Source organism: Sphingobacterium kitahiroshimense (assembly GCF_025961315.1).
Lineage (GTDB): Bacteria > Bacteroidota > Bacteroidia > Sphingobacteriales > Sphingobacteriaceae > Sphingobacterium > Sphingobacterium anhuiense.
Genome location: NZ_JAOQNK010000001.1, coordinates 5882302 through 5895979 on the forward strand (window position 1 = coordinate 5882302; position 13678 = coordinate 5895979).

13 protein-coding genes are annotated in these 13678 nt (G+C 35.5%); 3 read left to right on the top strand and 10 right to left on the bottom strand.

Features of this window, described 5'->3' with window-relative positions:
- Nucleotides 1-25 precede the first annotated feature (25 nt).
- Together M2265_RS25150 and M2265_RS25155 are read right to left on the bottom strand one after the other, a co-directional pair.
- Nucleotides 26-460, bottom strand: coding sequence for a DUF983 domain-containing protein (locus M2265_RS25150; RefSeq protein ID WP_132773024.1), 435 nt, complete (start codon nt 458-460; stop codon nt 26-28).
- A gap of 2 nt (nt 461-462) precedes the next feature.
- Nucleotides 463-1332, bottom strand: coding sequence for an AraC family transcriptional regulator (locus M2265_RS25155; protein ID WP_132773023.1), 870 nt, complete (start codon nt 1330-1332; stop codon nt 463-465).
- Nucleotides 1333-1468: 136 nt separating this feature from the next.
- On the opposite strand from M2265_RS25155, the gene M2265_RS25160 reads away from it, so the two are divergent.
- A complete protein-coding gene (locus tag M2265_RS25160) occupies nt 1469-2320 on the top strand; it encodes a mechanosensitive ion channel family protein (RefSeq protein WP_132773021.1) in 852 nt (283 codons plus the stop codon).
- On the opposite strand, the gene M2265_RS25165 is transcribed toward M2265_RS25160, so the two are convergent.
- From M2265_RS25165 to M2265_RS25190, 6 genes are all read right to left on the bottom strand, one after another.
- Nucleotides 2317-2460 (bottom strand): hypothetical protein, encoded by a 144-nt coding sequence (locus tag M2265_RS25165; protein WP_021189136.1) that lies wholly within the window; start codon nt 2458-2460, stop codon nt 2317-2319. The genes M2265_RS25160 and M2265_RS25165 overlap by 4 nt on opposite strands.
- Entirely contained in the window at nt 2444-3427 is a 984-nt protein-coding gene (locus M2265_RS25170) for a 2-hydroxyacid dehydrogenase (protein ID WP_132773020.1), read from the bottom strand. The genes M2265_RS25165 and M2265_RS25170 overlap by 17 nt, the downstream gene beginning before the upstream one ends.
- Before the next feature lie 179 nt (nt 3428-3606).
- On the bottom strand, nt 3607-5037 hold the full coding sequence (locus tag M2265_RS25175) for a serine hydrolase (protein ID WP_132773018.1): 1431 nt from the start codon (nt 5035-5037) through the stop codon (nt 3607-3609).
- 36 nt (nt 5038-5073) lie between these two features.
- Nucleotides 5074-5814, bottom strand: coding sequence for a LytR/AlgR family response regulator transcription factor (locus M2265_RS25180; protein WP_021189132.1), 741 nt, complete (start codon nt 5812-5814; stop codon nt 5074-5076).
- Nucleotides 5807-6850: a sensor histidine kinase gene (locus M2265_RS25185; RefSeq protein WP_021189131.1), complete on the bottom strand. Its 1044-nt coding sequence runs from the start codon at nt 6848-6850 to the stop codon at nt 5807-5809. The genes M2265_RS25180 and M2265_RS25185 overlap by 8 nt, the downstream gene beginning before the upstream one ends.
- Nucleotides 6851-6852: 2 nt before the next feature.
- Nucleotides 6853-7755, bottom strand: a complete 903-nt coding sequence (locus M2265_RS25190; RefSeq protein ID WP_132773016.1) for a LiaF transmembrane domain-containing protein — start codon at nt 7753-7755, stop codon at nt 6853-6855.
- Between the two features lie 284 nt (nt 7756-8039).
- Between M2265_RS25190 and M2265_RS25195 the strand changes: the two genes are divergently transcribed.
- Nucleotides 8040-8369, top strand: coding sequence for a DUF3276 family protein (locus M2265_RS25195; RefSeq protein ID WP_132773015.1), 330 nt, complete (start codon nt 8040-8042; stop codon nt 8367-8369).
- A 126-nt stretch (nt 8370-8495) separates the two neighbouring features.
- On the opposite strand, the gene M2265_RS25200 is transcribed toward M2265_RS25195, so the two are convergent.
- Together M2265_RS25200 and M2265_RS25205 are read right to left on the bottom strand one after the other, a co-directional pair.
- A complete protein-coding gene (locus M2265_RS25200) occupies nt 8496-9317 on the bottom strand; it encodes a DMT family transporter (protein WP_319801179.1) in 822 nt (273 codons plus the stop codon).
- A gap of 187 nt (nt 9318-9504) precedes the next feature.
- A complete protein-coding gene (locus M2265_RS25205) occupies nt 9505-10236 on the bottom strand; it encodes a FadR/GntR family transcriptional regulator (protein ID WP_021189128.1) in 732 nt (243 codons plus the stop codon).
- A gap of 138 nt (nt 10237-10374) precedes the next feature.
- Between M2265_RS25205 and M2265_RS25210 the strand changes: the two genes are divergently transcribed.
- Nucleotides 10375-13674 (top strand): SusC/RagA family TonB-linked outer membrane protein, encoded by a 3300-nt coding sequence (locus M2265_RS25210; RefSeq protein WP_243655502.1) that lies wholly within the window; start codon nt 10375-10377, stop codon nt 13672-13674.
- The last annotated feature ends 4 nt before the right edge of the window (nt 13675-13678 follow it).

Genomic DNA, 13678 nt, shown 5'->3' on the forward strand with positions numbered 1-13678 from the left:
TTTATAAAGGTAGATATTATCTTGTTTATAAAGTTCTTGATGTAGGGTTGATTTCTTTTTGTTTGATATTAGGATTGTAATTTAGTCCAGGACTCAACCAATACATCAATACAACTCTGGAGTAACGGTAATTGAAAGGACTTAATATAAAAACTGTCACTAATGCTACAATTGAGTAAAGCCAAAACGAATTGTCATTGCCAGTTATAATATACGTAGCTAGACAAGCTGTGATCATTTCAGCAACTGTAAATGCATAACTCACAAACATAGACACGTAGAAATATCCCGGTTCACGTTCGTAACGTAGACCGCAGTAATCACAATGCGTGTTCATTTTTTGTGTTTTAAAGCCATAAGTATTCCCTGTGAATATTTTTCCTTTACGGCAACGAGGGCATAGTGCCTTGCTGGCGGCTTTAAATTCTGATAATTCATAAGTAGTTTCCTTCTCTTTCATATCTAACTGTTGTTTTTTCTGAATTCATCGGGTGTTAATCCAGTAGCTTTTTTAAAAAATTTAGTAAAATAAGAGTTGTCATTAAAATTCAACTCGATAGCGATCTCATTAATATTGAGATTTTTATTGACCAATAATCGCTTTGCTTCAAGCAATACACGTTCCCGAATGATCTCGCCAGCCGCACTTCCTATGTACGATTTGCAGATCGCGTTCAGATGATTAGGTGTAATAAATAGCTGTTCCGCATATGCTTTTGGCAATCTGATTTCTTTAAAGTTTTTTTCCACTAATCGTTGATAATTATGGAAAATGGTGTAATTATATGGATTACTCGTTTTCTCCGTTTTTGTGCCATGCCAAGATTCAATCCAAAGCAATAGCTGAAGTAAGCTCACACGTATTAAATCGCTAGCCGTTGGATTTTTACTTGTCTGATAAAATGCCTCAAACATTTTATAAGCATCTTTTCGATTAGACTCTGGAATTGTAAATACAATTTGATCATTCTGACCACTTAAAAACGAAAAACGATTTAAATAATCAGTTCGTAATAAGAAAGATTGAAAATACTCCGGATCAAAGTTTACAACGAAACCCTCTTCATCACCATTGAAGTTCCAGGTGTGTACTTGCCCTGGGGCCATAAAGTAGATTTGGTATGCTTCTATTTCATGTTTTTCAAAATCGATCAGGTGATTGCCGGAACCTTTTGTAAAGAGCACAAAATGGTAGAAATTATGTTTATGCGGAAATACCATATTGTGATGCATCGCGATGTAATCAGCAAGATGATCGACAAATAAGAGGCTGCTCGAATCGTTATTGATGGAGCAGTTATCTAATACGGGTATGGTACTTTTCTTTATCACAGTACAAATTTACTTCAAAAATCACATCTGCAACTGATTTAATTATCGATTTTATGGTGTTTTTCAACGATTGATAATTTTATTGCCAATTCGTGACTCAATTGTTATATTTATGAGAAACAAAAACAGATAACAAATGAATAGATTAGAAAGCAGTCTGGATACGTTACTAGAAGTTGTACTTTTAAAGACACCAAGTATTATTACAGGGATTATTATATTAATCGTTGGAAGCTACATTGTCAAATTTTTACTTGGCCTGATCAGTAGGAGATTTGAAAAGCGTAATGTAGACTTATCAATACGGGGATTTGCGATGAGTATCTTGCGTGTTGTATTTTACGCCCTATTATTCCTAACAGTAGCGAGTACCATGGGAATTGAAACAACTTCCTTTATTGCCGCTTTATCAGCTTTTGGTCTGGCAGCAGGTTTAGCATTGCAGGGCAGTTTAAGTAATTTTGCCGGCGGGGTACTGATTCTTTTATTTAGACCTTTCGAAGTTGGAGACTATGTGAGTAGCAGTAACGGTACATCGGGCACTGTGGATAGAATCGATATTTTATATACAACGTTAATTGCTGGAGATGGTGTTCGTGTATTTAGTCCAAATGGTCCTTTAGCAAATTCTGTTATTCAAAATTTCACCAAAATTACCAATCGCCGTTTTGAGTATACGGTCGGTATTTCATATGATGCCAATATTAAGGAAGCGCGTGAGATTATTATGGACGTACTTCATAATGATTCACGTATTCTGAAAACTCCTCCAGTTGAGGTTTTTGTGAAAGGGTTGGGAGATAGTTCCGTTAATCTCACCATTCGTGCATGGACAAAAAAGGAAGATTTTTGGCCAGCGAACAATGAAAATCAAGAAGCTATTAAAAATGCTTTGGATAAACATAACATCAGTATTCCTTATCCACAGACCGAGATGCGTATTATTTCGGATCTAAATGGAGGGCAGGACCGTATTATGAAATCTTAATCGAGTGATCGGACCAAAATAAAGTACCGATAAGCTAATATAGCTTGTTGGTACTTTTTTAGTTTTGTTGGATCTTTCTTTGCATATCGAGGTAAAATCAGTTTATTGATTTTATTGATCAATTTATATATTATTTTCATAAATCTCTTTATTTAAAATTTGAGGCATTTTGATGTGCTTATTAGCGGCGATCAAGTTTTGAGCTGCCATTAGCGCCATATTATCCCTAGCTTCTGTTGTAGCAGATCCGATATGGGGCAATACTGCTACGTTAGGCAAGCTAAGTAGTGGATTGTCAAATGCCATAGGCTCAGGGTTAGTGACATCTAGACCAGCCCCCCACAGTTCTCCGCTTGTTAATGCCGTGTATAAATCTTCTTCTTGATGTAATCCCCCACGTGCTGTATTGATAAAAATAGCTGTGTTTTTCATTCTTGTGAAAGCTTCTTTATTAAATTTTCCTTTCGTTTCTGCTGTCAGATTTGCATGAACCGACAGCACATCACTTCGGGTTAATAATTCATCATAATTTACGTAAGTAGCATCCAAAAGTCGTTTTGCATTACTGTTTGGATGTCTATTGTAATAAATGATATCCATATTATAAGCAGCTTTGGCTTTCCTTGCGAGTTCAAAACCAATACGGCCTAATCCAAAAATTCCTAAAGTCTTCCCATCAAGCTCCACACCGAGATGTTCCGTTAATTCAAAATCTTTCCATTCGTTATTTATGATTTTGCGATTCATGAAAAAAGCTTTTCTCGACACTGCCAGCATTAATAGAAAAGCGATATCAGCAGTTGCGTTGGATAACACATCAGGTGTATTGCTTACAGGAATACCGTATTTGGTTGCGGCTTCAAGGTCAACACTGTCATATCCGGCACTCATCAATGCTATTCCCTTAAGATGACGACATGTTTCGAAAAATTTTTCATCTAGCAGATTATGTCCGGCGGCAAATAAATAATCTACCTGTTGACAGGCTTTAATTAAATCTGATTGTATAATATTTCCGGGTTCTGTGCGGTAGGTGATGTCAAAACCAGCTTGCTGTAAACTATCAATCGCTTTTTGAGGAATTGTTCTGCAGATAAAAACTTTCATACGCTTAAAATCAATTTTCTATTACCAAACTTAGCTAAATTTGTTTTATTTATGATGTAATTATATATGTAAAACAAATCGATATCTCATTGGTTCATCATTATTTTATGGAGGCGATTAAAAAAATAGGGGACATATTATTCAATATGTCCCCTAAGTATTTGAATGTTTGCTTTATCTTATTTTTGAGAAAGAAGAAAATGGAAGATCGATAATCCAGTTGTCTCGATAGATTCGGCAGCATTGGAAAGTAAAACTACCGCTGTTTTTTTATCTGGTGCAATAGCTATGAATGAACTGCTGCCACCTGTACCACCTGTGTGATAACAGTAAGTAATATCATCCAATAAATCCATGTGCCAAGCCAGGCCAATGTCTGTGCTAGGAGGAAGGAAATATGTGAACTGACGTGTCAGTGCCATAGCGTTCTCCAATTGTGTTTCCGGCATTTTGAACTGTGTCTGCGCAAAGATCATTAAATCGGTAACAGTCGATTTTAAACCTCCAGCCGCACTAAAAATTTGAAAATCCCATGCTTTCGTTTCTTCTCCTTTTATGTTATAGACTTTTGGCAGATATTGTGTTTTAGGATTTAGAACATCCGTAGTCGATGTTAAGCCTAAAGGCTTTGCGATAATTTCCTGAATTTCCGTGTTGTAACTTTTTTTATGGAGTGATGTTAATATATCTCCTAATAATGCATACCCAAGATTACTATATTCATATTTTTCTCCGCTTTCATTTTCGGCTTTGAAAGTTGCCAAATATTGGTGTAAATATTTCCTATCATAATTTTTGTACGGGTTGTTGGGGTCAAAACCTTTTGTTTTCTCAAGATTATCTGGTAATCGGGGCAAACCGGAAGTATGATTTGCTAAGGTTTTAAACGTTATCTTTTGTAAGCTAGGATTTATTTTTAATGAATCAGGTAAAAAATCAACGATATGCTGTTCTAAACTTAATGTTCCACTTTGAACGAAATCCGCTAATAATGTAGCCGTGAAGATTTTTGACAGTGAACCTATTTCATAAAGGGTACTGCTTGTGGGTAGAATTTTATTTCCTTTTTCAGTCTCACCATAAAAGTAGGTGTTTAACTGACCATTTTTTATGACACCAATTGCTAAAGATTGTGTATTCCCCTTTTTGGTATAAATATTGGCAGCAGAATCAATGAAAAAATCAACTTTATTTTCGACAACGGTATTTGTTAATACGGGTGCCTGTTTCTCTGCAACAGGTTTTGTAACGGGTTGAAAACCTAAAGTGTGGTAATGCAACGTGCTATCCACACCGAAAGGAACCTGAAAGGATTTATCTGTGAAATCTACACGATATTGACTTACTCCATTACTGTAGTTTATTTTTTCAGCATGTTTGATCCTACCTAACGGATAAATCTCATTTTCCAGTAAGTTTTTTAAAGAAGAATATGGTACTGCTCTCTTAAAATTTTCATTCGCCAGTTTATAAATGGAATCTGTCTGTTGTGAATTGATAAAAAATTCTATTTTATTATAGAACGTGTGATTAATTTGTTCTTGATTAGAATTTTGAGCAACAGCAGTCAATGAGCTACTGAGTAAAAGTGCAGCAATAAAATTTTTCATAATGATTATACTGCTACAAATTTACATAAACTTTATTTATATGCCAATCATTTGTTTTAATCTGGCATATCCAGATTTACTGATGTTAAGCTTTTCACCGGTTATTAAAATAGCGACAAAGCTATCTTTTTCCCAAGGTTCAATGCGTGCCAGCTGATCGATCTTGATGATATAAGAACGGTGTATTCTAACGAATGTCTGTTCATCGAGATGCTTTTCAAAGAAAGCCATTGTTTTATTTTTCAGATAGAGACCATCTGCTGTATGAATTTTCACATAGTCATCATAAGCTTCCAGATATTTAATCTGTGGAACGGGTATTATTTTAATCTGTGTTCCTGTTTTTACAACGATGCGGTCTAGTTTTGACTCCTCTTGATGAATGACTGCTTCATAATTAGGTGCCGGTTCTGCATTTGGTCTTGAAAAACTTAATTTAAACTTCTCGAATGCTTGCTTAAATCTGTTCGGTGAAATTGGTTTCATCAGATAGTCAATCGCATTTTTTTCAAAAGCTTTGAGTGCATAGTCATCAAATGCTGTTGTAAAGATTACTGCGGGTGGGTTTTCGACTAATTCCAACATTTCGAAGCCTGTTAATTTAGGCATTTGAACATCTAGAAAGAGTAGGTCTGGTTGGTGTTGCTGTATTGCTTTTACTCCTTCAAATCCATCTCCACACTCTGCAACAATAGAAACTAACGGATCTTTGCTCAGGTACTCTACTAAGATAGAACGCGCTAGAGGTTCATCATCTATAAGGATAACTTTAATCATATTGCGGGATTTTGATACTGCTTGTAAATATATTTTGTTCGGTTTGTGTCGTTAGTAGGTCATTTCTTCCAAAAAGAAGAAATAAGCGCCTTTGGATACTGGTAAGCCCAAAGCCTGTTCCTTTAGATTGCACGGATTCACCTGGCTCAAAGGGATTTTCTATCGAAACATGTAATGTTTTATTATCTAAGAAACATTTAATGCTGATGGTTACATTTTCTGTTACATTGTATAGGCCATGTTTAATAGCGTTTTCAACTAGCGGTTGCAAAATCATCGCCGGTATTTTGGTCGATAAAACATCTTGGTCATGATCAATGTGGATATTAAGCCGGTGACCGAATCTTACTTTTTCAATATCTAAGTATAGTTCGAGATGGTTTAATTCCTCTTGAAGTACGATCAACTGGTTATTTTCCTTTCGGAGTGTACCCCTTAAAAAATCGGACAATTGAAAGGTCATATTGCGGGCCTGATCTGGCTTACTACCTATTAAAGCAATAATGGAATTGAGACTGTTAAAGAGGAAATGAGGCTGTAATTGCTGTCTTAGGTTGTACAGTTCTGCTTCACGCAGTTGATTCTCCGAATCTTGCTTTCTTTTGATGTTAGAAATATATTCTTCCTGTATATTCCATACAATAATGAAAATAGCTACTGATGTTAAGATTAAAAAATTAACAATATAGCGATAAGGAATAATGAGGTCATAGATTTTTAAATGCTCCTTCGGAAGATAATATTGAACGACCAGTCGGCTTCCAAGAATGCTTATGCCGCTCATAATGAAGCCTATAATAAGCACCTTCCAGATTTGGTTAGGTTTAGGTATATAGTAATTGAGCGTGGTGGAAATTGCATAGCAACAGAGCATCATCATTAAACTGTTGATGATGGAGTCCTTTATTGTTATTTCGCTTGGAAACCCGGACCTATACATTAAAGCATATTGCATGACAAAGTAGCCAAGCAATATGCTTAAACAAATGATTAAAATCAGTTTATTTTTATTCTGCAATAAAAGTTTATCCTTCATGTCTAGGCATTTCTAATGGTTAAATTTCCAAAAAGACAAGTACCTGTGATATATAATTTTTTAGCTGGATCTCTTGTTAGACCTACATTGAAACGTCGGTCATCAACATCACCGAACACGGATGAAACATTAGAATAAACGGTCCAATTCGCAGGAACAATAATTTTAGCACTTCCGAACATTTGGAAAGCATCAATTACGGCTATGTCGGTTATATCCGCCTGTGTCAGATCAATGGATACGCTACCGAACATACAAGCTATGTTACCACCTCTAAAATTTTTAGATAGAATAAATTTTTTGAGGCTTGCAAAGATGGAATTGACATTTAAAACATCTTCAAAGCTATTTTCTGTCTGTGCATAATATGGAGTGGCAAAGGCCTGCTCATTAGGCAGACCTTGATTGCTATTTGTATTGCTGTTGGCGTTTCCGCTTGTCTCGTCATTTTCAGCTACTGTTTGTTGATCATTTTCAGTTGCCGGATCGATAACACGCTTATCCCAGTCAAAGTCTACGGGAGGCTTTGGAGGACCACTCGGGTTGATAGGCATGGGAGGCATAGGAGGTAAACCTTTTTTTCTTCCCATGATAAAATATGCTCCTAATCCAATAATCAAGATCGGGAATATAATTCCTCCAAAATCGGTGTGCATGATTCTTCTAGCTAGAAATGCTAGACCAACCGCAATTAAGATGATAGAAGATTTTTTTTGAAAATTAGAATTGACACCTATTACAAGACCGATAATAATCAAAATCATATACCAGCCAAATATCCATGAAGGGAAGAAGAAGTCTAAATCTAAATTTTTTAATAGTAATAGAATACCGATGAGTATGATGATACCACCTATGATATTTTTACTGTTGTTGCTTTTTGGTACGAATGGCTCTTTTTCCATGACTTTTAAAATTTATACTTCAAAGGTATAGTTGTTATATAACCCGAAGTAATTGAAATAGGTAATCGATCAATAATATTCGGTAAATGTAATAAAATCCTCGGTGAAAAAATATCGTTGAGGAGCGATAGGTGACATTTATCGGCTAAATATAAAAATCAAGTTCGTTAAAAGAGCTTATCATAGATTCAAAATTTATTTTTTTTGAATAATATTTGGAAGTTACATGCTAAATATTATATATTTATCAAAGATTAAGATAACTTAAACTTAAATAATAACCAATGGGAGATTTTGAAAACAAAGAGCGAGAAGAGGTTTTTTCAAAAAAAGTGAGAGCGGGTAAGCGTACCTATTTTTTTGATGTAAAGGCTACACGGTCTAACGATTACTACATTACCATCACTGAAAGCAAGAAACGTTTTGAAGACGGCCAGTTTATTAAACACAAAATATTCTTGTATAAAGAAGACTTTGAGAAATTTGCAGAGGGTTTGACAGATGTTGTTGAATACATTAAATCGAATCAGGAAGTTCTTGAAAAACGCTACGAGCCTAATTTTGATGATCCAGCATATGTAAGTGAATCATCTAAAGATGATTTTTCTTTCTAAGATTTTATAAATTATTTAAAGGCTGTAATAATCTTACAGCCTTTTTTATTTTTTACTTAATATGAAGACCGTAGCGATAATGCAGAAAGTTCCTATCCAATCCTACAATGAAAAGGGAACATGAAGCTAAGATACGGCCAAAAATGTGGCAGAAAGAGGCTCAGCTGATGCTAACAGACTCGCTTTCTGTCCACCGATTAATTTTACGGAAGTCAGATAGAAGTAAAATGGAAAAACAGTTCCGAAAAGAATAATGAGTGCCGTAAATAAATAAGTTTTAGTATCCCAAACGCCCTGAATATCCCAAGGTGCTTTCATGAAACTGAAGGCAATACCACCACAAAGGAGAGACCAGCCAATCACTACAGAGGATTTGTGTTTTGATAGTAATGTTATCGGCATTAAAGTGTAGATCGCTAGTGCGACCGCAGAGGCTAAGCCAAAAAACAGCGCGGTATTGAATATGGCGAGGGTATTGATGTTACCATTTGTGACTAATAGAAAAGTTCCAATTATTGCCAGAATAATAGCAAATAATTCTAAAAGGCTGGGTAATCTTTTATGCTTAAACGCTAAATAGATGGCGATTATGATTGGACCAGCATATTGTAGCACAGTAGCGGTAGCGGCATTCGAATGCTTAATGGCCGCAAAATAAGTATATTGTACAGCCAGCATACCAAAAATGCTAAAGGCAAGTAGTTGTAAACGGTCATTTTTAGTTTTCCAAATTTTAAATATAGGCGCTCTTTCGCTAGTTTTTGCAAAGCTTAGTAAGCAGATGCCAGATAGTAACATACGAACTGTAATCAACCATTCAACATTTATTTCCCTTTTTTGAAATAGAAATTGTGCTAATGTCCCAGATACTCCCCATAGGATAGCCGCTGCAATTGCTAAAGAAAAGCCTTTATAAATCGTACTTTTTTTGTGGGCATAAAGGTAAATAGAAGTGAGCTATAAAATTAGAATAAATATAGATGTTGTTCGAATGAAGTCGGCTACGGGAGCGCTACATATTCATTATACTTAACATTTAAGTAGCAAGTTGATCGGTATGAGATACACTGCTTTCATACTTCTGGTATGAAAGAAGTTGCTGTATAGTAATAAGTTATGATGAAATATTGAATCTTTAATCAATAGGTTTGTTATCGTATTGTTGTATACGCTGAAAGTGATTATCTAAGTGCTGGCGCATCGCATTTCTGAAAACTTCAGGAGTTCCTACCTTTAATATGTCCACCAAGCCACGGTGAGATATAAAATTCTTTGAATTTGACTTTTCAATCAGCATGCCACTCGAATGTACAAATTTAAAGACTGGTAAAAGAAGATTTTGAAAATCTTTAAGCATGATATTCCCACTGATCTCATATAATTTACCATGGAATGCAACTTCTGTTTCGATATCAAATATGCTGTTGTCATTATCATTTGATTCTTTAGCAACAATTACTTCTAATTCTTGAATATCTGCAGGAGTAATTCTTTGATAAAGTAAATCTGCCATTCCAAGTTCCAATATCAATCTCATTTCAAATAAATCACGCAGTGTCTTATCATCCATGATCGTTGGGTAAAGCGATTTTTTCATCGGACTGATCAGATCCGGACTGGTTAATACAGCACCTCTATGTTTTTTAGATTCTACTAAGCCTACTAGTCTTAAACGTAACATTGCTTCTCGGATCACCGTGCGGCTTACTCCTAAAGTTTCCGCTAATTCTAATTCCTTGGGAAGTGCATCGCCTATTTTTAATCCCTGACTAATGAATAAATTGATGATTTCTTTCTCCACTTTATCAACTAGTGAAGAGGTATCAATGGTGTTAACAAAATTGATCAATGTTGGATTTGTACTCATAAAAGTGCATTTATACGCCTAAAAACAAATATACATATAAATTTTTACAAGTATGTTGTACATAATGTTAATTTAATGTTGTTTTTTACAAATTAAATTATATAAATTTGCTTTATGTAATACTTAATAATAACCAATATGTATTCAAACCGAAAATTAAAACATTTATTACTCTGGTCTATGCTAGCAGGAAATCTAGCTGTAATCCATGCGCAGGATCGAAACATTCAAGGTAAAGTCAGAGATGCCGTTACAGGAGAAGTTTTGGGAAATGTAACTATTAACGTGAAGGGAAGTAAGCAATCTTTACAAACAAAAGCTGATGGTTCCTTTATTTTACCGACAAATCCGAATGCGATCCTGGTCATTACTTCTACAGGATACAAACCTCAGGAAGTAAAAGTTGGACAGGCAGAATCCTTGGAAATTAAATTAGAATCTTCCAATCAGCAAATTGATGAGGTTGTTGTTGTGGGCTATGGAACACAGAGTAGGAGAAGTGTGACCGGATCTATTGCTAAACTTGATAAAGAGGTACTTCAAAATTCTCCTAGATCTAATGTTGCAACTGCACTTCAAGGAAGTATTCCGGGATTACAGGTTGTCAATAAATCTGGTCAACCAGGTGCAGCTCCCATGCTAAAGTTACGAGGAGGAGCTTCTATTAATAACCCAGGAGGGCCGTTAGTTATTGTTGATGGGGTAATTCGTGATTTGAATGATATTAGTTCTGAAAATATTGAATCGATAGACTTATTAAAAGATGCTTCTGCAACAGCTATTTATGGTGCTAGAGCAAATAATGGAGTACTTCTTGTAACTACAAAAACAGGTAAATCGGGTACTGCTAATGTATCATATAAATTTGTAGGAGGATATAATCAACGTAGAGCCGGCTATGCATATATGAATGCGGGTGATTATATAAAATATACACGGCAAGGCTACTTAAATGCTGGACGATCATTGGAATCTGTCAATAGTTCAAGGGGACTAGGGATTTCTTCTGATCCTGCTTACAATGCTTCATTTGACATTAGAAAATTCACCGATGAATTAAAGCCATTATTAAATGAGGGTTGGAAGCTTGTTGATGATCCCTATGGAGGCCAGATAATTTATAAAGATCATAGTGGTGAAGTAGAGAATGCTTTATTTAGAAATACTTATACGAAAGATCATTATGTAAATGTCACTGGAGGGAATGAGAAAGGAAAGTATTTCGCAGCGTTTGATGCTTATGATGAAGATGGGGTTATAGTTGGATCTAGCTATAAAAGGTATACAGGAGATATCAATGGTTCATATAAGTTAAAACCAAATGTGGAAGTATCTACCAATGTTACACTCTCTACTGCTTCTCAATATGGTACTCCATCTACGGAAACCAATGCACTTTATAGGACATTAGCAATTTGGCCTACTTTTAATCCGTGGATTGATGAAGCGCAAACACAGCCAAATCCGGGAGTTTCTGCAAGTGATGGTAATCCCCTATACTGGTTAGGTAGGTTAAAGCGTAAAAATGAAACGAATCGTATTGTGGCAAATGCTTCATTAAAATGGGACATTATTCCCGGACTTTATTTCAAGGCAACAGCTAATGCCTATATGAAAGAAGTGTTAAATGAATCTTTTCAGATGTCAACACAAACATATTCTAACATTTTTTCAAATCCACAAACCATTGGTAGTACTTCAAGAGATGCTTACCGTAACTTGAATAGAGATTTTCAAACACAGTTTAATGGTATCTTGAATTATTCGAAAAGCATTGCCGAAAAGCATAATATTTCAGCAATGGTAGGTGCGGAATATTTTAAGGTTAAGACTGATTACATGCAAGTGCATGGAAAAAATGCACCTACAGATGATATCACTACCGTCAATGCCTCTACCGTTTTTCCTGTAGGAAATAATACAAGCACTGCGTCTGAATACCGCATCATTTCTTCCATGGGACGTCTTGCATATGATTATGATGGCAGAATTTTGGTGAATGCTGTTTATCGATTGGATGGAACTTCAATACTGGCACGCGGCAACCGTACCGGATTTTTTCCGGGAGCATCTGCCGGCTGGAATATGCATCAGGAAGAGTTTTTTAAAAAATCTGTTCTTTCAAAATATATTACTACGTTCAAACCACGATTAAGTTATGGGGAGAACGGAAATATTGCAGGATTAGAGCGTTACCAAGTACAGGGAGTGTACAACGTGCAGCCTAGTTACAATGGTCTTGCAGGTTATTTAAATACTTCACCAGTAAATAAGAATCTAGCCTGGGAAACAAGTAAAACAACAGGTGCTGGTTTAGACTTAGGCATACTGAACAATCGTGTTACAGTATTATTAGATTATTATGATCGTCGCACAAGTAATTTGTTAACTAATTTGCTATTACCAAGTTATACTGGTTTCCCTTCCATTACAACAAATTTAGGAACGCTTCAAAATAAAGGATTTGAAATTGCTGTTCAATCTCAAATATTAAAAGATCCTGAAGGTTTTAACTTAAGTATAGGCGCAAATGCAGCTTTTGTTAAAAACAAAATTCTTGAACTTCCTTATAATGGGAATGAAAATAATAGACAGGGTGGTTTGCAAATCTATGACCCAGTTTCGGGTCAGGTGAAGTGGGTTGGTGGCTATCAAGAAGGTCATACTTTGGGGGATATTTATGCTTACAAGCAGGTTTCTATCTTTAAGGACGATGCAGAAGTAACTCAAATCGCAGGAAATAGGACTGATAATATTGCCGGAATTACTGGACCGAATCTACCAATTGGGAAAAATGGACGTATAACACCAGGAGATGTAAACTGGCAGGACGTTGACGGTAATAATATTATTGATTCTCGTGATCAAGTGTATATAGGGAACATCAACCCTAAATGGACTGGTGGCTTTACAACAAACATGAGTTATAAAGGATTCAGTATGTTTTCTAATTGGGAATTTGCATTGGGTCATACTATTTATAATGATTTGGTAGCACGTACATTAGGTAATTATCAAGGGACTTTTAATTATTTAGAAATGCAAAAACAGGCATGGTCTCCAACGAATACAGATACAGATATTCCAAAAGTTTACTTTGCAGATCAGGTTTTAGGATCGAAACAAAACTATACAAGAGGAAATAATGCAAATCCAAATTTGAACAGTAATAACTCAAGATTTTATGAGAAAGGAGATTACTTAGCTCTTCGTGAGATTACGCTTTCTTACGATCTTCCGAAATGGTTGCACTCAAAAACTCATATTCTTTCACGTGCTCGAGTGTATGTAAGTGCGAACAACCTATTTTATATCACTAAATTTTCTGGACCAACACCTGAACCGCCAGTAGATGTAAATAATGTAACAACAGGCGTATATGGAGGTACATATCCAACTCCGAGGTCTTATGTATTGGGCGTTCAACTTTCTTTTTAATTGT